General features: G+C 30.8%; 19 protein-coding genes. 12 read left to right on the forward strand and 7 right to left on the reverse strand.

Going from position 1 to position 20468, the window contains the following annotated elements:
- Positions 1-12 precede the first annotated feature (12 nt).
- From QMG60_RS10710 to QMG60_RS10720, 3 genes are read right to left on the reverse strand one after another with little or no spacing between them, the layout of a single operon-like run.
- The gene (locus QMG60_RS10710; protein ID WP_281867816.1) at positions 13-1218 is read right to left on the reverse strand and encodes a DUF4350 domain-containing protein; all 1206 of its coding nucleotides are present in this window, start codon (positions 1216-1218) and stop codon (positions 13-15) included.
- On the reverse strand, positions 1211-1984 hold the full coding sequence (locus QMG60_RS10715) for a DUF4129 domain-containing protein (protein ID WP_281867817.1): 774 nt from the start codon (positions 1982-1984) through the stop codon (positions 1211-1213). Before QMG60_RS10715 ends, QMG60_RS10710 begins: the two co-directional genes overlap by 8 nt.
- Positions 1985-1993: 9 nt before the next feature.
- A complete protein-coding gene (locus QMG60_RS10720; protein WP_057119107.1) occupies positions 1994-2974 on the reverse strand; it encodes a stage II sporulation protein M in 981 nt (326 codons plus the stop codon).
- 20 nt (positions 2975-2994) lie between these two features.
- On the opposite strand from QMG60_RS10720, the gene QMG60_RS10725 reads away from it, so the two are divergent.
- From QMG60_RS10725 to QMG60_RS10750, 6 genes are all read left to right on the forward strand, one after another.
- The gene (locus QMG60_RS10725; protein WP_134140703.1) at positions 2995-3738 is read left to right on the forward strand and encodes an RDD family protein; all 744 of its coding nucleotides are present in this window, start codon (positions 2995-2997) and stop codon (positions 3736-3738) included.
- Positions 3739-3841: 103 nt separating this feature from the next.
- Positions 3842-4690 (forward strand): hypothetical protein, encoded by an 849-nt coding sequence (locus QMG60_RS10730; protein WP_281867818.1) that lies wholly within the window; start codon positions 3842-3844, stop codon positions 4688-4690.
- A gap of 11 nt (positions 4691-4701) precedes the next feature.
- Positions 4702-5112, forward strand: a complete 411-nt coding sequence (locus tag QMG60_RS10735) for a PH domain-containing protein (RefSeq protein WP_281867819.1) — start codon at positions 4702-4704, stop codon at positions 5110-5112.
- Positions 5113-5171: 59 nt separating this feature from the next.
- Positions 5172-5774 (forward strand): trimeric intracellular cation channel family protein, encoded by a 603-nt coding sequence (locus tag QMG60_RS10740; protein ID WP_057119098.1) that lies wholly within the window; start codon positions 5172-5174, stop codon positions 5772-5774.
- A 3-nt stretch (positions 5775-5777) separates the two neighbouring features.
- A complete protein-coding gene (locus QMG60_RS10745; RefSeq protein ID WP_281867820.1) occupies positions 5778-6731 on the forward strand; it encodes a FemAB family protein in 954 nt (317 codons plus the stop codon).
- A 171-nt stretch (positions 6732-6902) separates the two neighbouring features.
- Positions 6903-8177, forward strand: coding sequence for an O-antigen translocase (locus tag QMG60_RS10750; protein WP_281867821.1), 1275 nt, complete (start codon positions 6903-6905; stop codon positions 8175-8177).
- Here the strand turns inward: QMG60_RS10750 and QMG60_RS10755 are convergent.
- Complete coding sequence (locus tag QMG60_RS10755) at positions 8174-9310, reverse strand: glycosyltransferase (protein WP_281867822.1); 1137 nt, start codon at positions 9308-9310, stop codon at positions 8174-8176. The two genes, QMG60_RS10750 and QMG60_RS10755, sit on opposite strands and share 4 nt — an antisense overlap.
- A 45-nt stretch (positions 9311-9355) precedes the next feature.
- Here QMG60_RS10755 and QMG60_RS10760 point away from each other — a divergent pair, with 45 nt between their 5' ends.
- Both QMG60_RS10760 and QMG60_RS10765 read left to right on the forward strand, forming a co-directional pair.
- Complete coding sequence (locus QMG60_RS10760) at positions 9356-10441, forward strand: glycosyltransferase (protein WP_281867823.1); 1086 nt, start codon at positions 9356-9358, stop codon at positions 10439-10441.
- Positions 10411-10845, forward strand: coding sequence for an FdtA/QdtA family cupin domain-containing protein (locus tag QMG60_RS10765; RefSeq protein ID WP_166669293.1), 435 nt, complete (start codon positions 10411-10413; stop codon positions 10843-10845). Before QMG60_RS10760 ends, QMG60_RS10765 begins: the two co-directional genes overlap by 31 nt.
- Here QMG60_RS10765 and QMG60_RS10770 read toward each other — a convergent pair.
- Genes QMG60_RS10770 through QMG60_RS10780 form a run of 3 tightly spaced genes read right to left on the reverse strand, consistent with a single transcriptional unit; the run spans position 10828 to position 13328 of the window.
- Entirely contained in the window at positions 10828-11757 is a 930-nt protein-coding gene (locus QMG60_RS10770; RefSeq protein ID WP_281867824.1) for a glycosyltransferase family 2 protein, read from the reverse strand. The genes QMG60_RS10765 and QMG60_RS10770 overlap by 18 nt on opposite strands.
- Entirely contained in the window at positions 11758-12645 is an 888-nt protein-coding gene (locus QMG60_RS10775) for a glycosyltransferase family 2 protein (RefSeq protein ID WP_281867825.1), read from the reverse strand.
- On the reverse strand, positions 12645-13328 hold the full coding sequence (locus QMG60_RS10780; RefSeq protein ID WP_057119081.1) for an ATP-binding cassette domain-containing protein: 684 nt from the start codon (positions 13326-13328) through the stop codon (positions 12645-12647). Before QMG60_RS10780 ends, QMG60_RS10775 begins: the two co-directional genes overlap by 1 nt.
- A 322-nt stretch (positions 13329-13650) precedes the next feature.
- Here QMG60_RS10780 and QMG60_RS10785 point away from each other — a divergent pair, with 322 nt between their 5' ends.
- The 4 genes from QMG60_RS10785 to QMG60_RS10800 all read left to right on the forward strand — a co-directional run bounded on the left by QMG60_RS10785 (position 13651) and on the right by QMG60_RS10800 (position 20107).
- Complete coding sequence (locus QMG60_RS10785) at positions 13651-16665, forward strand: tetratricopeptide repeat protein (RefSeq protein ID WP_281867826.1); 3015 nt, start codon at positions 13651-13653, stop codon at positions 16663-16665.
- Positions 16666-16727: 62 nt separating this feature from the next.
- On the forward strand, positions 16728-17591 hold the full coding sequence (locus tag QMG60_RS10790) for a PhzF family phenazine biosynthesis protein (protein WP_281867827.1): 864 nt from the start codon (positions 16728-16730) through the stop codon (positions 17589-17591).
- 138 nt (positions 17592-17729) lie between these two features.
- Complete coding sequence (locus QMG60_RS10795; protein WP_281867828.1) at positions 17730-19481, forward strand: TonB-dependent receptor; 1752 nt, start codon at positions 17730-17732, stop codon at positions 19479-19481.
- 176 nt (positions 19482-19657) lie between these two features.
- Positions 19658-20107 carry a hypothetical protein gene (locus tag QMG60_RS10800; protein WP_281867829.1) on the forward strand — a complete coding sequence of 150 codons (450 nt, stop codon included), beginning with the start codon at positions 19658-19660 and terminating at the stop codon, positions 20105-20107.
- The last annotated feature ends 361 nt before the right edge of the window (positions 20108-20468 follow it).

Here is a 20468-nt window from a genome sequence, read left to right on the forward strand (position 1 = left end):
TGGCTAAAATAATTAATGTAAAATCTTTTCTATTGCTGTATTTATTCGGATTAAATCTTCTTCCACACTTCCGTGATAACTCTTTCTATGATCGTTTATTAAATCGACAAGTTCTTGAATATCTTTTTCATCTTTGCCTGTTTTATAATGCAGTTTTTTGATAAAATCATCGTCTAATTTTGACGTATCAATCAAATAATCGGTTCTGATTTTCTCTAGGAAATAAATAATCTTTTTGTCAATAATATTAGCATGATCTCCTTCCTGATAATATAAATTTCCGATGGTTTTGGTGAAATCCACCGTTAAATTCTCTAACGGTTTTATAATCGGCACAATACGCTGCTTACGTTTTGCATTAAAGATCATAAAAATCAAAATACCAATTAAGGCTAAATACCATGCCCATTTTAAAGCTGGCTGCGATAAAATATAGCGCATCGGAGAATTTGAAATTCTTTTATCATTGAAACTTTTAGTATACCAAAAAATATTTCCTTTTGTAAAGTAAGACAATACATTTTCGGCATATAGGTAATGATCTTTTTTGAGCAGATTATAATTCGTAAACGCTACCGGCTGTGTGTGTAAATAGACATATCCATTTTTGTAAGGAACTTCAATAAAATTAATTTGTCTTTTATTTTTATTACTGTTCTGATAACCAAGAACTTTTGTATTTAAAGTATCTATTTTAGAAAAATAATCGCTTAAGCCAGTATTAAAAGTATATTTTTTTGTACTTACCTTTTTATTAGCCATCCAGATTGAAACATTTTCAGATGGCATAAAATCTGTTTTTAATTCTACTTTTAAAGAATCTAGTAATAATTTTGGAAATGCCCTCATGCTTAAAAAAGCCTTATTTCCGTGCGAAACAAAATATAAAATCTCTTTCATAGATTGATCGTCAATATTATTGGCTTCAGAAATATTGATGAAAGTACCTTTAATTTTATAATTCTCTACATTTTCATTTTCATCATATTGAGAATCTAGATACTCATAAGGCGTTTCGGTTGAAATTTTTTGGATTTTTTGTTTCTTAAAAAAGCCGTTAACTTCATGATCAAAAATGTATAATCCAAACGGAATTTTATCATTGACAGAATAAGTAGGAGTCCAGTCAATTGGTTTTTGCTGTCCCTTGTCTGTTAATAATACGATGCCTAATATTAAAACCAGAATCGCAATGTAGATTTTCATGTTTTTATCCATTGCCGAAGGTTTTTAAAGCTTTTTTAAATCTGTTTTCAGTTTTTTGGAATATTGCATCATCAATTTCAAATTCGCCGTACCAAATGTAATTATACAAATAAGAAAGATAGGTAAACTCTTCTTTGTGGGCAGGCTGCTGTAACTCGTATAAGTAATCTGAATTTGTTTTTTCGATATCCCATTCAATATAATTATGCTGCGCCATTACTTTTAAAAGCCACAGATAATAATATCGTACAGCAATTCTTCTTTCGCCAGCTTCGATACTCTCTTTTATTAATTTTTCGAAATCTAAAAGATGTATATTTTTTTCGGCATCAGAATAAAAGATTGTTTTCTTATTGGCATTTTTTCCAAAAATCCATCTCCCATCTTGTTTTGTCAGACTCCTTGCTATCAAGTAAATCAATACAATAACTATTAAAACGGCTAAAATCCGAAATAAAATACCAACAAAAGTCAGTGAGGTTTTAACGCTTTTGAAATTGAAAAGACTGGCAAATACTCCTGCCAGCCAATGCATAAAATGATCCCACCAGCTTTTTTCTGGCGCTTTATATTCGTAGATAAATTCTGGATCAGTGTATTTTTTTTTGAAATTTTTCTCAAAATGTTTCGCTTCGACAGAATTCGAATCAATTTGAATGTCCTTTTCAGTATATTGAATTCCAGCAATTTTTGGTGGATCCTGAGGTATAACAATTGAATCCTGAGCCTTAGAAACGCAGCAAAAAAGAAAAGATAAAATAAATAATAATCTTGTCATTACTTGGTCTTAAAGATTTTTGGCGGTTAAAGAATGTATTTTTTTGTGCACAATAAAAGGATAAATCAAGTAATAGAATGAGATAATCGCAAGCGTAACCAGAATAATAAAAACGCTTAACCAATTGGGCATATCGATAGAATATCTGGTAATAAAACCTTCTAAAAATCCAGCGCTTATCGTGAATGGAAAAGTACTCAAAAATATTTTAAAACTGTTTTTAAATCCAATCTTAAATGAATTTATTCTCGAGAAGGTTTTAGGAAATAGGATAGAGGCACCTAAAATAAATCCAGCAGTAGTTTCTATCACAATGGCAAAAATTTCCATAGAACCATGAATCCAAATTCCTCGAACGCTTTTCCAGAAAACGCCTTGCTCATAAAAGAAATACTGGAATGAACCCAGCATAATACAGTTTTGAAGGAAAATATTAAAAGTTCCGATACCAGCAAAAATTCCGTAAAAATAGCATCGAGCACCAACAAAAAGATTGTTGACAGTAATGCCAATAAAACTTCCCCAATTGCTTCCCGAACCGTATACGGCCATTGGATTGCCTTTTTTGATATTCTCCAACGTCATATTGACATATTCGTCTCCTAAAATTAAACGAACAAAATCTTGATCGTAACGGGCAGAAAGTACTCCAATAGAAACTGTCACAAAAAATAAAGCAAATGCATAAAGCAAATACCTTTTGTACTCGTAAACCAAAAGCGGAACATCAATTTTAAAAAAATCAATAATCTGATTTCTGTCTGTTCGTTTGGTTTTGTAGATCTTCTGATAAATTTGAGAGGCAAGATGATTTAAGTAGACAACCGTTTTACTTTTAGGATAATACGTTTGAGCGTACGACAAATCATTCATCATTTGAATGTATAAATTAGCTAATTCATCAGGATTTTTTTTAGCTTTACCAAAAATTGCCAGCTCAAATTCGAGCCATTTTTCTTTGTTTTGTTTTATAAAGGCGATTTCTCTCATTGTTGGCTAAAATATAAAATATGTCAGAATTATCTATTAATACGACACAAAATGTCAAAATAAATTTTATTGCTGCTTCTGTAGGCGAAAGATTAGGTGCTTTTTTCATCGACTTGTTCATTATAATCTGTTATTCTACGGCAATTTCAGTAGTTTTATTTGACTGGCTTCAGTTAGATCGATTGATGGCTAGTTTAGACAGCTGGTCTCGCGGCGCAGTATATTTAATCTTGTATTCACCAATTATAGTTTACTCCTTAGTTCTTGAAAGTATTTTTGAAGGACAATCACTTGGCAAAAAATTAGTAAAAATTAAAGTGGTAAAAATTGACGGTTATCAAGCTGGTTTTGGCGATTATTTAGTGAGATGGTTTTTTAGAGTAATAGACTTTTTCAGTCTTTTTGGTTTACCAGGAATGATTGCAGTAATTACCAGTCAGAAATCTCAGCGCCTGGGTGATATGGCTGCGGGTACGGCAGTTATAACGTTAAAAAATAAAATTAATATTAGCCACACAATTTTAGAAGAAATAGGAGATTCGTATGTTCCCACTTATCCTTTAGTGATAAAACTTTCAGACAATGATATGCGAATCATCAAGGAAACATACCAAAAAGCCGAAGCCAAAAATGATCATGAAATCATTTATAAATTGGTAGCAAAAATAGAAAGTGTAACCGGAATTAAAAATCAATCTGGAAATAACAGCGATTTTATCCGAGTAATTTTAAAAGACTACAATTTCTACACACAGCATATGTAAAAATTTTCTTTAAGGAATTAGAATTATTTTGAATCTTTAGATTTTAATTTTTTATATTTAACTGATTATTTAGTTATGATATTTTTAATTAAAAACTCTGAACATGAAAAGTAAAAAGCCACTCCTCATTATATTAATGTTATTTGCCGTTGCTTTTAGTTTCGCTCAAGGCGGAAAAAAATTGGATAAAATAATAAAAAGAGATTATCAGATTATTGAATGTACGATTTCAAAAATGTCTGATAAAACCGTAGAATATTCACTTCCAGGCGAAACATTAGTAATTTCGCTTGACATTTCGCAGATTGCAAGAATTGATTTTGCCAGCGGAAGATCACAAACTTTTGATGTAAGTTCTGTAAATAGTTCGCCGTCTTCAGGTTCGTCAACAATTACAGCATCAGAGATGAAACCCAATACAATTGCGGTGCTGCCAGTTCCTTACGTGAATTCAGATACGCAGGAAAGCTCAGGAGACATGGCTAAATTTGCTCAAAATGATCTTTACAATAAACTGCTGGACAAATCATCAAATATTTTTCCGCTAACAGTTCAAGACTTAAGAACCACAAATAGTTTGCTTCATAAAGCTGGAATAGATCATAATAATATTGATGAAACTCCAATTGAAGATCTTGAGAAAATATTGGGAGTTGATAATATTGTTGCTGCAAAAGTTTCTTACACTATAAATTCTGGTACTACAGCCACTACTTATAATAGCGGAAATGCAAAAGTAAGCGACAATAACAAAAAAATAAAAACAAACGATATTTCTACAACTACAGCAAACACACAGGTTTATTATTACTATACTGTTTATTTTGACATGTATAGAAATACGACCAAAATTTATTCTCAAACTCGTAAACCGCTTTTAGCAGTAAAAGACAGCTGGATGGATTCTGTTACTTATTTACTAAAAAGAAGTCCGATTTACGTTAAAAAATAATAGAATAATAGATGGAAAAATTCAAATCTAAAATTGATTTATGGTTTGTAATTCTGGTAAGCATATTATTTACGCTGATTCTAATACGATTAGCGTATGATCAAAATTGGATTGGTTTTATTTTCATAATTTTTGTAATTAGTTATGTCATCTATTCATTTTCAACAACGATGTATAGTATTGAAGGCGATAAACTGAAAATAAAATGCGGCTATTTCTTTAATTTTTTAATTGAAGTTAAGAAGATAAAAACAATATCGGAGACTTTTAATATTATAAGTTCGCCTGCACTTTCTTTTAACCGATTAGAAATTTTATATAATAAATATGATACGCTTTTAATTTCTCCAAAGGATAAAAACAGATTTTTAGAAGCAATCAAGAGAATAAATCCTGAAATAAAAATAGTACTAAAAAAATAGAAACAATTATAAAAATCTCTGCACCTTTGTACCTTTAAATCTTTGTAGCTTAAGAAAAAATGTTTCACTTACTAGATATTATTGGGACAATGGCGTTTGCTATGTCTGGCGCTTTAACAGCAATGCATAAAAAACTAGATCCGTTTGGGGTTTTTATCATTGCATTTGTCACCGCGGTAGGAGGAGGAACACTCCGTGATGTTCTTATTGGACGAACTCCAGTAGGCTGGATGCGCGATATGCAGTATGTCTACGTGATTATTTTAGGATTTTTTCTAGCCATTATTTTTAGAAAAAAATTCGATAGACTCAGAACTTCATTATTTTTGTTTGATACAATTGGTTTGGGAGTTTTTACTTTAATTGGTCTCGAAAAAGGAATTGTGATTGGACTTCATCCCGGAATTTGTATTGCTTTAGGAACAATGACCGCTTGTTTTGGAGGCGTAATTAGAGATATTCTATGCAACGAAATTCCGAACGTTTTTAGAGAAGAAATATATGCTACAATCTGTATTTTTGGCGGATTCGTATTCTTTGGTTTAAGAGCACTAAATTTAAACGTCGATGTTTTATATTTAGTTACTTCACTTGTAATTATTGTAATTAGACTGCTGGCAGTAAAATACAAATGGCATTTAAAAGCATTTGATCATAAATAATTGATGACAAAATATACCGTAAAAAAATACAATCAAAATGATTTTGCCATTTGGAACGATTTTGTTGCTCAGGCCAAAAATGCTACGTTTCTATTTCATCGTGACTTTATGGAATATCATCGCGATCGTTTTGAAGACTTCTCTCTTTTAATTTTTGAAGAAGAAAAACTACGTGCCATTCTTCCAGCCAATAAACGAGAAAATGCCGTTTATTCTCATCAAGGACTTACTTACGGTGGTTTGGTGTATTTATCTAAACTGAAAGCGGAAAAAGTATCATTGATTTTAGACGAAATTTTACTTTTTTTGAAAGAAAATAAAATACAAACTTTCTATTATAAACCGATTCCAGATTTTTATTTTTCGGAAGGAAATAAAGAAATCGAGTTTTTTCTAATCAAAAGAGGCGCTGTTTTAGAACGAAAGGAAATGAATCTGGCGGTTAATTTGTCTGTGCCTTTAAAGATTTCGAAAAGTAAATTAAAGCACTTTAGAAGAATTGAAAAAAAAAATGATTTATATATTGTTGAAGAACAAAATTTTTATCCTTTTTGGGAAAAAATTTTAGCGCCACGATTACTAAAAAAATTTGGCGTAAAACCTGTTCATTCTAAAGAAGAAATTACACTTTTAAAATCTAAATTTCCTGAAAATATCAAACAGTTTTCTGCATATAAAAATGATCAAATAATTGCCGGAATAACGATTTTTGAAACCAAAAATGTCGTTAAATCACAGTATGGTGCAACTTCAAAAACAGGAGAAGAATTTAGAGCACTCGATTTTTTATTCATTAATCTAATACAGATGTATAATCAAAATGGGAAGTGCTTTTTCGATATGGGTATTGTTGATGAAGATAATGAATCAGGTTATAATGAAGGGCTTTTGAAGCAAAAAGAAGAATTAGGGTGTTCTGTTTATGGACAGGAATTCTATAAAATTAGTATAAAATGATACTGTTTTTTAATCAAAAAATAAATTGATCAAATGAAATTATGTTTCAGAAAAAATGGAAAGCAGTCTTACATAATTTCTGGGATGTTTTAAGAAAAGAAGAAGTAACATCGGCGAAAAATCTAATTAAATTATGATTTAGTATTAAAAAAAAATTAAATCACTTCTAAATTGAATTTCTATAAAAAAATAGGTCAAACAAGTTTGTTTAAGATAACTTCTTTAAACAGTTTCAGCGTTGTTCTAAAAATCGGAATTGGATTAATTACATCAAAAATACTTGCCGTTTTTGTCGGGCCAAGCGGCATGGCCTTGGTTGGAAATCTTCGTAATTTTTTAACTTCATTAGAAAATATTTCTACTTTAGGATTTCAAAATGGCATCGTAAAATACACCGCCGAAAATGAGAAAAACAAAGTTGAACTTCAAAAAATAATTACAACTGTTTTTATAAGTCTCTCATTCATAGCCGTTATTCTGGGTTTTGTTTTATTTTTTACAGTCCAATATTGGAATACCAGAATTTTTGGAAATAACACCGAATATTTACCAGTTTTTAAAGTTTTGGCTTTGTCTTTGCCTTTTTATGCTGTTTCAATTTTTTTTGTTGCATTAATTAATGGTTTAGGAAAATTTCAAAAGGTAATATGGATCAATATCATCGGAAACATCATGGGTTTAGCGGTTTCTCTCTTCTTGATTTTACAATACGAAACGATTGGAGCTTTAATGGCTATTGTAATTGCGCCCGCGCTTTTGTTTTTCGTTACTTTTTATCTAGTTCAAAAAGAAATTAACTTTTTTCAAATTATAAAACTTGATTTATTTGACTTTAAAATCATAAAAAATCTTTCCTCGTATTCCTTAATGGCTTTGGTTTCTTCGGTTCTAGGGCCTTTTGTGTTCTTAGCAATTAGAAATCATATTATTCATGATTTAGGAATTGAACAAGCTGGATATTGGGAAACCATAACAAGAATTTCGTCTTATTATCTTTTATTTATCAGTACTATTCTAACCGTTTATTTTTTGCCTAAACAATCAAAAGCATCCACTAATCAGGAAACAAAAAGTGTTTTTTGGGAGTTTTATAAGTTCATTCTTCCTGTTTTTGTTTTGGGTTTAATTGTGCTTTATTTGGCTAGATTTTTTGTGGTTAAACTGCTTTTTAGTAAAGAATTTTTACCTGTAACAGATTTGTTTTTTTGGCAGTTTCTCGGAGATATTTTTAAAGTTTGTTCGCTTATATTAGGCTACCAGTTTTTTGCCAAAAAATTGACTTTGGCTTTTATACTTACAGAATTATTTTCTTTATTTATTCTGTATACGGCTAGTGTTTATTATATTCAAATATTTCAAATAGAAGGAGTTGTAATAGCTTACGCTTTTCAAAATTTGAGTTATTTGATAGTCCTTGCGATCTATTTTAGAAAAAGTTTGTTTTAATTTTCGTTCCATTTCTGCACGTATTTTTGTGCAATATTCACATAATTATGATGCTCTTCTATAAAAGCTCTAGCGCGTTTTCCTATTGCCGTAATTCCTTCAGGATTTTCAATTAAAAAAGACAATTCATTTACTAGGTAATCTACATTTGGAATAGCGTTTATGCACACTTTTTCAGTAAGATTGTAATATTCCGTAAACTCAGTTTCGGCGTTGGTAAAAACGACTTTTCCTTTTGCCATTGCTTCAAGTGCATTGTAGCCCTGATCATATCCATAAATTTGATCCAATAAAATATGTGATCTATTATACAAATCGATATATTGAGAATAAGGAACACTTCTAACAGTGATTATTTCAACTTTTGAACCGTATTTTTTCTCAATTATTTCCAGAGCTTTTTCAAAATAATCATTTCCTTTTTTTAAATAATTATCATTGTTGATGCCATGGAAAATGATGATTTTATTAGAAATATTTAACGATTCAAATTGAAGTTTGTTAATATTAATGGGGTTTGGAATTATTCCCAGATATTTACTGTTTCCTATTAATGGAAGATGATAATCTAGATCGGAAGCAATAATGCCGTTGCAGTTTTTGTAGATAAATTGATGTAGTTTGAGGAACTCTTTCTTGCGGAATTTCAAAACATTAGCAAATGATTTTTGATCAATTGTATGATTTTGATAGAGAGCAATTACAGATTTAAAATCAGGATTTTCAAAACAATATTTCACATTTAAATAGTCGTAGCCACAACTCAGTAAAAACAATTTCTTATTGTTTTTTAAAAGGCTCGAAATGATCTTCTTTTCGAAATAATACGTGCAATGAAAACTGTTTTCGTTGATTAACTGCACGACATCAAAACCCGAACATCGTTTTTCGAATTTTAGAAACTGTCGATACGTTAAATAAGAGGTAATATTGAATCCAGAAAGTTTATACACTGCAATTTTTACTTTTTTTAGAAAACCAGAATCCCATTTTTTCTGAATAGGAAAGTCGACTGGAAAATTTTTAAAACCGTCGCTCTGACCAATAATAAAAACATCATGTCCTAATTTTTGCAAACCATCCTTCAATGAATTGTGCAAATGACTGTATTCGCCTACCAGTAAAACTTTCATTTATGTGTATATTTGACAAATATATTTACTTTTTTGGTTAAAAACATGAATAAAAAGAAAGTTGCAATTGTTTCAAATTCTTTAGGAAAAGGAGGAGCAGAACGTTTCGCAGCTTTACTGACTTTTATGTTAGCAGAATCTGGGTTTGAAGTCCATTCTTTTGTTGTAAATGATGTTGTAGATTATTCATATGCAGGAACTTTATACAATTTGGAAAAAGAAAGCTTAGGCTCTTTTTCTTTCCTCAGAAAATTAAAAAAAGGAATTTTACTACGCCGCTATTTAACCAAAAATAATATAGAAATTGTCATAGACAGCAGAACTAGAAATGTATTGCTGAGAGAATTAATTACAAGATTAATTTATCGAAACACCAAAATCTATTACGTTGTGCACAGTTATAATTTTAAAAATTATTTTCCTTCGTCGGTATTTTGGTCGAGAATAATTTATAAAAACACTGAGGCTTTAATTTGTGTCTCAAAAGCAATTGAAGAAAAAGTAAATGAGCTTTATAAGCTTAAAAACACCATTACAATTTACAATCCTTTTTTTATTGCTGATGAAGAAATCGGAAAAGAAGTTTCTGAAACTCAAAAAGTGATTTTGTTTTTTGGACGATTTGATGAAAAAGTAAAAAATTTTACACTAATGCTGGAAGCTTTTTCTATGTCTCAAATTTTTTTGAAAGGATATGAATTACATCTTTTAGGGAATGGAAATGATTTGAATTTCATAAAACAAAAAATTGAAAGTTTAGATTTAGATAATTACGTTAAAATATTTTCGTTCAAACAAAATCCATTTGATGAAGTTCGTAAAGCTAAATTTACCATTCTGACAAGTCATTACGAAGGGTTTCCACTTTCGATAATAGAATCATTAGCTTTAGGGACGCCTGTTGTGGCTGTTGATTGTAATTCTGGGCCACGAGAAATTATTCAGAATGAATTTAATGGTTTATTGGTTGAAAACAACAATATTAAAGCTTTATCCAAAGCCATAAAACGGTTTGCAGATGACAACGAATTGTATCATTTTTGCAAAAAGAACGCCTCAGAAAGCGTTAAACATTTGTCTTTAAAAAATATTTCTGAACAATGGAAAAATCTTCTAGCCAATCAAAAATGACCAGTATTTCAGATATTCAATTAATCGAAATTCCTAAAATTCAGGACAGAAGAGGGAATCTTTCAGTTGTTGAAGGAAATACGATTCCGTTTGTTTCCAAAAGAGTGTATTATTTATACGATGTCCCAAGCGGAAGCAAAAGAGGCGGACATGCACATATAGAGCAGCAGGAATTTTTGATTCCTTTAAGCGGCAGTTTTGATGTGATTTTAAAAGACGGGAAGAATAAAGAAATCATTACCCTTAATAAGCCAAATGTTGGTTTGCTTATTGTTTCAGGAATTTGGAGAGAACTTCAGAATTTTTCTTCAGGAAGTGTTTGTTTGGTTCTTTCTTCAGCGGAATTTAATGAAGAAGATTATATTCGAGAATATAAAAAATTCAAGTTATTTAAAAACAGATGAGCCTAAACCTAAATTGGCTAATGAAGTTTTTACTTTGGTTAAAAAAACTAAAGCAAAAGAAGGAAGAAACAATAAAATTTGTTTTTTCAAACCTAAATTCTTCATATCAATTGGTTGAGAATATTTAGTAAAAAGTGCTTTTTCTCCAGCTATTTTACTTTTTACAGCCAATGAAAACCGATTCAAATCGAGAAACTTTTTCAAATCTAAATTGGTTTTTTCTATTTTCTCATATTTAGAAAAATCCATTTTTTCGTGAATCAGTTTGTTATTTTTCGAAAGACTTTCAGGATCGTAAACGTATCGGGCTAATATTTTCCAAGAAAAAACTACAGGATAAATAAGACCAATTCTAATCCATAAATCGGTGTCTTGACCGCTTTTAATTTTTGTATCAAAATTTCCAGCTTCAGAGAAAACAGTTTTATGGAAAACAGCGCAGGAAGTACAAAGAACAGTTTCTTTTAAACTGGCTTGAAAGTAGTTTACAATTTCAAATTCGCCATTAGATTTTGAAATCGAATATTGTACTGGAATTATTTTTTTTGAAGTATCAAATTCAATTGCAGCAGAAAATACTTTTTGATCTGGAACCTTGGAAATGAGATTAAACATCGTTTCTAAAAACGTCGGATACCAAAAATCGTCTGCATCTAGAAAAGTTATAAAATCGGCAGCTGCTTTCTCGATTCCGTAATTTCTTGCGGCAGAAGCACCTTCTTTTTTTTTGCTGTAATAATTAATTCTAGTATCATTAAACTGCAATAATTTTTCTTCGCTTTTATCTGTTGATCCGTCATTTACAACAATAATTTCAAAATCCTGAAAAGTTTGATTCAAGACACTTTGTATCGTGTTTTCGATAAAATTTTCTTTGTTGTAAAGCGGAATTATGATAGAAAAAAAAGCCATTTATTTTGATTTTAAAAAGCAATAACAGCCTAATTTATAGATGTCAAACAGAAAAAGTGACGGTTTTTCTGAAACTAGATTTCGCTCAATTTTGGTTTCCAATTTTCTAAAAACAAAATTAAAAACAGAGATTAGTTTTAATCTGTTTAAAAATTCAAATGATGCAATAATTTTACTTTCCTTTTTTGAAATTTTATTTGAAGCATCTAAAAATACCAGATTTTGTAATGCCGTTTTTGTTTTACTTAAAAATAGGGCAGAGGATTCTAGATTTAAATGAAAAACAGGATTTTCAATATGTGTAATCGCAATAAGATTGGATTTTAAAACGGAGAAAAAAAGTAAATCTTCATAACCGTATTTTTTCAGATTTTCATCAAAAGGAAAACGAACAACGATTTCTTTTTTAATTAATAAATTAGAAACCAATGCAAAATCAGATGGATTCTGAATTCTGTCAGCTAAGCTTAAAGCTTCTCTTTTTCTGCCATATATCCATCGTAAAAGCAGCTCTTTTGCAGGTTTTTTATTTTCGTATAAAATCCCTCCAAAAACAACTTTTTCATTCTTTTTTATTGCTTCAATATAATTAGAAATGAATTGATTATGAACAGGAAATGTATCAGCATCCAAAAAAAGCAAATTTTCATAAACTGCTTTTTGTGCTAATAAATTTCGAATGGCACTACGGCCAATATTTTTTTCTAAAATAGAAAAAGAGCTGTTGTTAAATTGATTAATTCGTTGGTTTTCAATTATAAAATCCTGCGAAGCGTCGTCTAAACAAATAATTTCAAAAGGAATATTACATTCCAAAGTTTGTTTACGCAGCGTTTCTACGAGAGTAAAAATGTTGTAATTGTAAACCGGAATTAAAATCGAAAGCATTACACGCTTCTTTGTACCACTTCGAAGATTCTTTCATCTTCACATTTTAGTGTTTTAGAAGGGAATTTCATCAATAAAGCATAATCGTGTGTTGCCATAATGATGGTTTTTCCAGTTGCATTAATTGCTTTTAATACTTCTAAAACTTCAGAACTTGTCTGCGGATCAAGATTTCCTGTTGGCTCATCGGCCAAAATAAATTCTGGATCATTAAGAAGTGCTCTTGCAATTGCAACACGCTGTTGTTCTCCTCCAGAAAGCTGATGCGGCATTTTGTTCACGAAATCTTTCATGCCAACTTTATCCAAAACTTCATCAATTTTGTGCAGCATTGCATCTTTTTCGTGCCAGCCGGTTGCTCTTAAAACAAAAAGCATATTGTCTTTGATAGAACGGTCAGGAAGCAATTTAAAGTCTTGAAAAACAATTCCGATTTTACGTCTTAAGAATGGAATGTCGTTTTCTTTTATCCCTGCCAAATCAAATTCAACGATATGTCCTTCTCCTTCAACTAATGGTAAATCAGCGTATAAAGTTTTTAAGAAACTACTTTTTCCAGAGCCAGTTTTTCCGATGATGTAGATAAATTCACCGTGGTTAACGTCTAAATTAATATGAGAGATAATTTTTCTTCCTTCTTGATATATAGTGACTTCTTTAAGAGATAGTACGGTTTGTGACATAATAAATTGATTTGAATCGTAAAAGTAATAAGATAACGCTTGTATTCAAAATAAATTTCAATCATTTCTTAAGAAAAAGTTTAAAAAATTAAACCATCAGTGCCATAAGTTCATTTTAATAAATGCCAAGTAAAGTTTTTAATGCTTATATTGCTTAGACGGTTTTGATTTATTTGTTTTTTAGAAAGTTTGAGAACCAATATTTTGAAGTTTTGTAACGCAAAAAATCACAGCCGTTTAATAATTTGTTCATAATAAAACCTCAAAACGTTTCGTTATAAACGTTATAAAATGATACATTTGAATACTAAATATTACAAAAATGCGTAAACTTTCCTGGTTCTTTTTATTCCAAATTATCCTTATTTCGACCATAGTTTCGGCACAAAAATCAGCTATATATACCTACGATTTAAAGGATTTTGACAAAGCACTGGCTTTATATAATGACAAACAATATGCTTCGGCACAACTTATTTTTCAACACGTAAAGAGCAATGCGACGACCGAGGAAGTAGAGTCAGACTGCGCATTTTACATTGCTAATTGTGCGATAAGAACCAATCAGGCAAATGCTGATGCTTTAGTAGAAAAATTTGTCAGCGATTATCCAACGAGCACCAAACAAAATCAGGCATATATAGAAGCAGCGCAGTATTTTTTCGATCAGGGAAATTATCCAAAAGCTCTGCAGTGGTTTGACAAAGTAGACGAAAGTTACATGAGTAAAACTGAGTCGGATAAGTTTAATTTCATGAAAGGTTACAGCTATTTTAATGCAAAAAAGAAAAAAGAAGCCACCAATTATTTTAATAAAGTAGTGAATTCTAAAGAATACGGTTCTCAAGCCAAATATTATTTAGGATTTATGGCTTATGAAGGCGACGATTATAAAGAAGCGACTAAATATTTTGACGAAGTTTCTGGCGAAGAAAAATACAAAGAAAAGCTTTCCTATTATCAGGCTGATATGAATTTCAAACTTGGAAATTTCCAAAAAGCAATTGATTTAGGGCAGACCGCAATGGCTAAATCGAATGCCTTAGAACAATCTGAATTGAATAAAATTATTGGAGAAAGTTATTTCAATTTAAAACAATACGACAAAGCGATTCCGTTTTTAGAAAAATATGAAGGTAAAAAAGGGAAGTGGAATAATACCGATTTTTATCAGTTAGGTTACGCATATTACGAGCAGAAAAACTACGAAAAAGCAATTTCTCAATTCAATAAAATTATTGAAGGAAGAGATTTCGTCGCACAAAATGCTTATTACCATTTAGGGCTGAGTTATTTAAATATAGGTAAAAAACAGGAAGCTTTAAACGCTTTTAAAAATGCTTCTGAAATGGATTTCAATGCGCAGATTCAAGAAGATGCGGCTTTAAATTATGCTAAATTGAGTTATGATATCGGAAATGCATATCAGGCTGTTCCTGGAATTTTACTTGATTTCTTGAAAAAATATCCAAACAATTCAAGCCGCTCAGAAGTAGAGAAATTATTGGTTGATTCTTACATTTCTTCTAAAAACTACAAAGAAGCGCTGACTTTATTAGAGAAAAATAGAACTGCAGAAAATAAAGCTGCGTACCAAAAAGTATTGTTTTACCGCGGATTAGAGTTGTATAATGAGTCCAATTATCAAGAAGCTGGCAAAATGTTCAAAAGCGCTGTAAGTGAGCAAAAAACTCCAGAATTTACAGCCCGTGCTACTTTCTGGAAAGCAGAAACAGAATATCTTAATGATGATATGCAAAATGCTTTGCTGACTTACAAACAGTTTGCAGGAATGGCAGCGGCAAAATCTACAGATGAGTATAAAAACATCAATTATAATATTGGTTATACGTATTTTAAACTAAAAGAATACGATCAGGCGGCTAATTCTTTTCAAGCGCAAATTGATAATTCTCCTTCAGATAAAGTTCGTTTAAACGATTCTTACTTACGTTTGGGAGACTGCCGTTTTGTGACTTCAAAATACAGTGCAGCAAATGAAGCTTATGGAAAAGCAATTGCAGCAAAAGGTGTGGATGCGGATTATGCTCAATTTCAAAAAGCACTTTCTTACGGATTCATGTCAAATAATGCGAAAAAAATTGATGAACTGAACAATTTTGTTAAGATGTACAACAAATCATCTTACCGTGACGATGCCTTGTACGAATTAGGAAATACGTATGTTGCAGAAAAGAAAAATGACCAGGCTTTAAAAGCTTACGATCAATTGATTTCTGAATTTAAAAACGGATCATTTACTTCAAAAGCAATTTTAAAACAAGGTTTAATTTATTATAATTCTGATCGTGATGAGCAGGCTTTAACAAAGTTCAAAAAAGTTGCTGCAGAATTTCCAAAAACTCCAGAGGCTTTAGAAGCAGTTTCTACAGCAAGATTAATTTATGTTGATTCAGGAAAAGTAGATGAATACGCAACTTGGGTCCGCACTCTTGATTTTGTTGCCGTGACAGATGCTGACTTAGACAATGATACATACGATGCTGCTTTTAAACAATACAGCCAAAACAATGCTAAAAATGCAATAACTGGTTTTGCTGGTTATGTGAGTAAATTCCCGAACGGAATGCATGCGCTTGAAGCTAACTTCTATTTGGCACAATTGTACTACACAGAAGGTTCGGAAACTAAATCTATTGCGAATTATCAATTTGTAATTGATCAGCCAAGAAATGAATTTACAGAACAGGCATTAAACAGATTAGCTCAAATTTATTTAAAAGCCAAAGACTGCGATAAAGCAATTCCAGTTTTAGTGCGTTTAGAAAGTGAAGCAGATTTCCCTCAGAATAAAAACTTTGCACAAGCGAATTTAATGAAGTGTTATTATGATAAAAAAGATTATGATAATTCAGTTGTTTCTGCAGAGAAAGTATTAGAAAATCCAAAAGCAGATGCAGGTGTAAAAGCAGATGCACAAATTATAGTTGCCAGAGCAGCAATACAAACTGGAAATGAGGATAAAGCAAAAACAGCTTATGCAAAATTAGCGACAACTTCTAAAGGAGAATTAGCGGCAGAAGCGTTGTATTACGATGCTTATTTTAAAACAAAAGAAGGAAAATTTGATGCCTCAAACACTGCCGTTCAAAAATTAGCAAAAAGCTATTCTGCTTATAAATATTATGGCGCAAAAGGTTTGGTGTTGATGGCGAAAAACTTCTACGGATTAAAAGACAGTTATCAAGCAACTTACATTTTAGATAACGTAATAAATAATTTTACCGATTATCCAGATGTAGTTGAAGAAGCTAAAAAAGAATTGAGCGCGATAAAATTAGAAGAATCTAAAACAAATTCGTCGATTAATAAATAAGTTAGAAGTGAAACGATAAATGTCTTTACATTTTACATCTCACAAAACACATTTTACAAGTTATGAGTTTACCCTTTTATATAGTTGATGTTTTTGCCGATAAAAAATATGCTGGAAATCAGCTGGCAGTTTTTATGGACGCAGAGAATCTAAGTTCTGAACAAATGCAGCAAATTGCTCGTGAAATTAATTTCGCAGAAAGCACATTTGTAACCAAATTGGACAGAGAAAACAACAAAGCTGAGATTAAAATTTTTACTCCCGCTAATGAAATGCAATTTGCCGGACATCCAATTGTTGGAACTTCATGGGTTTTGATAAATAAAATATTCGAAAATTCGCCAAACGAAATCAAGCTTAAAGTTCCCATTGGAGAAATTCCGATTCACCAAACAGAAGATTTAATTTGGTTAAAAGCAGCTCAGCCAAAATTTTGGGATATTTTTTCAAAAGAAGATTTTACACTTTTCAGCAATTTACAAGTAAACGATTTTGAAAATCAATTTCCAATTCAAGAAGTAACAACCGGAAGTGCTTTTGTAATGGTTGGATTAAGCAGTAAAAGAGCGCTGGAAAATTTAGTTCTAGATAAAGATAAAACAGATGATTGGCTGAAAAAGAATTGTAAAACAACACATAGAGGTCTGTATTTTTATTATTTAGAAGGTTCAAAATTGTTTAGCAGAATGCTGTGTGTTGAATATAACCAATTGGTGGAAGATGCAGCAACTGGAAGTGCAAGTACTTGTCTTCAGGCTTTTCTATTAAAGTATCATAAGCCTGAATTTGAATTGATTAATTATCAAGGAGATTATATAGGGCGTCCGTCTCAAATTTATTTTAAAGGGAAATTAATTGACGACCAGTTCGATATAAACATTGGCGGAAAAGCTCAATTTATTGCTAAAGGAGAGTGGGAAGCTTAGCTTTAAGATAATAGAATAAAGAGTAAAGAAGATAGATTTATAAAATCAAGAAATAAAAAATAGTATATAGAGGAAATTAGAAAAAGAAGAAGTCTATGTTCTTTCTTCTATATTCTTTTCTCTAAAAAAGAAAGAAATATGAAATTAAACTGCCGACATAAAATAATCATTTTGTTAGTGTTATTTACAGCTCAGTTTTCGAATGCGCAGAAGAAAAATGAAAGTATCGGAACGGAGACTGTAAACGTAGTAAAACCTTATTCGCCGACTATTTCTGATGCTTTTAAAGTAAAAGAAACTCCTTCGCTTGACGACAGCGGTAATCAGCCGAAAGAAGTTATTAAATATAGTATTTTATCTGTTCCTGTTGCTTCGACTTTTACGCCGTCTAAAGGAAAAGCAGAAGGTGTTGAAAAAGCTAAAAAAGAAAGATTGTTTAATAATTATGCCACTTTAGGACTTGGAAATTACAGTACTTTAAACGCAGAATTATTCGTAAATCAGGATTTAGGGAATAATGATTATCTGGCAGGAATGTTCCGTCATCATTCTTCGCAGGGCGGAATAAAAGATGTCGAGTTAAATGATGAATTTTACGATACCGCAATTAATGTTGGTTACGGCCAAAACAATAGAGATAATTCGTGGAATGTTGATTTAGGATATCAAAATCAGATTTACAATTGGTACGGGCTTCCGTCAGATTTTGGTTTTACAATTCCAGATCAGCGTTATGATTTAGTGAATAGTATAAATCCAGATCATTCTTATAATACAATTTGGTTGGGAGGAAATGCTGAATTTACAGAAAGTATTTTTAGCAATCTTGCCGCAAAATTCACTCATTTTTCAGACAGCTATTCTTCATCAGAAAATAGATTTTTTGTAAAACCTACGTTTACTGTTGATGTAATGGATCAGGCAATCAAAACAAATGTAATTGTAGATCATGTAAGCGGTTCTTTTAAAAATAATTATTTACAAGATAATACAGAAGCTTTAAAATACAGTTTTACTAATGTTGGAATTGAACCGAGTTTTGTAATTAATGAAAATGACTGGACATTAGAATTAGGAGCTGGAGTTTTCTACAGCGCAGATTCTGAAAACAGCGGAAACAAATTCTACATTTATCCAAAAGTAAATGCTTCTTATAAATTGGTTGGTGATCTAATGATTTTCTACACGGGAGTAAATGGAGGTTTAACTCAGAATTCTTACGCCGATTTTGTGAATGAAAATCCATTTTTGTCTCCAACTTTAAACATGCGTCCGTCTAGCACACAATACAATGTTTTTGCAGGTTTGAAAGGAAAGCTGGCAAATAATGTCAATTATAACTTGACAGGTTCTTATATGAATGAAAAAGATAAAGCATTATTTAAAGCAAATGATTACACAGAAGTAATTACAAATGAAGATTACGCTTTTGGAAATTCATTTGGGGTAGTTTATGAGGATATTAGAACTTTCCGTTTCTACGGAGAATTAAAAGCCGATTTTTCGCAGAATGTTACTTTCGGAATCAATGGAACATTCAATAGTTATAATACAGATAACGCAGTTGAAGCATGGAATTTACCAACAATGAAATTAAGTTCGACTTTAGACGTTAATATTACTAAGCAATGGTATGCAGGATTAAATGTATTTTACGTAGGAGAAAGAAAAGATATGCAGACGAATACCTCTTTAGGAGTAAATGCTGAGCCAATTACTTTAAAAAGTTATTTTGATGCAAATGCTCATTTAGGTTACAAGTTCAACGAACGTTTAACATTTTTCCTAAAACTAAACAATATCGGAAATCAAGCTTACGAAAAATGGTTAAATTATCCTGTACAAGGATTCCAAGTTTTAGGAGGTGCAAATTATAAATTTGATTTTTAAAGCATAACCACAAAGACACCAAGGCACAAAAATTATATATAATATAAAAGTGCCTTTTTTTTTCAGCCATGAACTCATGAATTTTTTGGAGTAGATTCGTGAATTCGTGGCTGTTTTTTTTAATAAAGGAAAAACCTTTGCATCTTTGTACCTTAGAACCACAGTACCTCAAAAAAATGACTTTTAAAGAAAAAATATATTCCCATTATACACAAATGGTTCAAGACCGAATGGATGTTTTTAGAGACATGATTACGAACTTAACCGAAGATTCTAAAAACGATGCCAAAGGTTCTGCGGGAGATAAACACGAAACTGCTTTGTCGATGATGCATATTGAACAAGAAAAGCTGACTACTAAACTAAAAGAGGCGATTGAACAAAAAGCAATTTTAGACAAAATAGATCCGCTTAAAACTACTGAAAATATAGTTTTAGGAAGTTTAGTAAAAGCAAACGGAATCTATTTGTACGTGAGTGTTGCACTTCCTAAAATAACAATTGACGGAATTAATGTTATTGCGCTTTCGCCGCAGTCTCCGCTTGGAAATCATTTAATGGGAAATAAAGCTGGATTTCAGTTTGAGATTAATAAAACCCATTATACAATTGAAAGCGTTGAATAATCTGTTTTAAGTTTACGAAGAACTTTGTCAAAGTTTTAAACTTTGACAAAGTTGAATTAACCAAAAAGTATTCTCCTTAATCTTGTCATTCCTCATTCTTTGGAATGACAAACGAATGTGAATTACTAACTATATGATAATCTTAAAACATAATTTAAATTAGTTATTGAAGATATTTTAAGGTTTCTTTAAAATCTCATAATTTAATTCAAAGAATTACATCAAACTTTCAGTTTTAAACCTTTTTTTTGTTCCAAATTAAAATTTTCAAGTTTGGAGCTAATTTTTACTTCTAAATTTTACATTTTGTATGTAAAAATACAAATATGATTGAAATTTGTAATTGAAATGACTATTTGTG

The organism is Flavobacterium sp. GSB-24 (assembly GCF_027924665.1).
Classification (GTDB): domain Bacteria; phylum Bacteroidota; class Bacteroidia; order Flavobacteriales; family Flavobacteriaceae; genus Flavobacterium.

What these genes read in the sequence shown, in the direction of transcription:
- QMG60_RS10710 (WP_281867816.1), bottom strand. Translation starts at nt 1,218, where the DNA reads ATGGATAAAAACATGAAAATCTACATTGCGATTCTGGTTTTAATATTA.
- QMG60_RS10715 (WP_281867817.1), bottom strand. Translation starts at nt 1,984, where the DNA reads ATGACAAGATTATTATTTATTTTATCTTTTCTTTTTTGCTGCGTTTCT.
- QMG60_RS10720 (WP_057119107.1), bottom strand. Translation starts at nt 2,974, where the DNA reads ATGAGAGAAATCGCCTTTATAAAACAAAACAAAGAAAAATGGCTCGAA.
- QMG60_RS10725 (WP_134140703.1), top strand. Translation starts at nt 2,995, where the DNA reads ATGTCAGAATTATCTATTAATACGACACAAAATGTCAAAATAAATTTT.
- QMG60_RS10730 (WP_281867818.1), top strand. Translation starts at nt 3,842, where the DNA reads ATGAAAAGTAAAAAGCCACTCCTCATTATATTAATGTTATTTGCCGTT.
- QMG60_RS10735 (WP_281867819.1), top strand. Translation starts at nt 4,702, where the DNA reads ATGGAAAAATTCAAATCTAAAATTGATTTATGGTTTGTAATTCTGGTA.
- QMG60_RS10740 (WP_057119098.1), top strand. Translation starts at nt 5,172, where the DNA reads ATGTTTCACTTACTAGATATTATTGGGACAATGGCGTTTGCTATGTCT.
- QMG60_RS10745 (WP_281867820.1), top strand. Translation starts at nt 5,778, where the DNA reads ATGACAAAATATACCGTAAAAAAATACAATCAAAATGATTTTGCCATT.
- QMG60_RS10755 (WP_281867822.1), bottom strand. Translation starts at nt 9,310, where the DNA reads ATGAAAGTTTTACTGGTAGGCGAATACAGTCATTTGCACAATTCATTG.
- QMG60_RS10760 (WP_281867823.1), top strand. Translation starts at nt 9,356, where the DNA reads ATGAATAAAAAGAAAGTTGCAATTGTTTCAAATTCTTTAGGAAAAGGA.
- QMG60_RS10765 (WP_166669293.1), top strand. Translation starts at nt 10,411, where the DNA reads ATGGAAAAATCTTCTAGCCAATCAAAAATGACCAGTATTTCAGATATT.
- QMG60_RS10770 (WP_281867824.1), bottom strand. Translation starts at nt 11,757, where the DNA reads ATGGCTTTTTTTTCTATCATAATTCCGCTTTACAACAAAGAAAATTTT.
- QMG60_RS10775 (WP_281867825.1), bottom strand. Translation starts at nt 12,645, where the DNA reads ATGCTTTCGATTTTAATTCCGGTTTACAATTACAACATTTTTACTCTC.
- QMG60_RS10780 (WP_057119081.1), bottom strand. Translation starts at nt 13,328, where the DNA reads ATGTCACAAACCGTACTATCTCTTAAAGAAGTCACTATATATCAAGAA.
- QMG60_RS10785 (WP_281867826.1), top strand. Translation starts at nt 13,651, where the DNA reads ATGCGTAAACTTTCCTGGTTCTTTTTATTCCAAATTATCCTTATTTCG.
- QMG60_RS10790 (WP_281867827.1), top strand. Translation starts at nt 16,728, where the DNA reads ATGAGTTTACCCTTTTATATAGTTGATGTTTTTGCCGATAAAAAATAT.
- QMG60_RS10795 (WP_281867828.1), top strand. Translation starts at nt 17,730, where the DNA reads ATGAAATTAAACTGCCGACATAAAATAATCATTTTGTTAGTGTTATTT.
- QMG60_RS10800 (WP_281867829.1), top strand. Translation starts at nt 19,658, where the DNA reads ATGACTTTTAAAGAAAAAATATATTCCCATTATACACAAATGGTTCAA.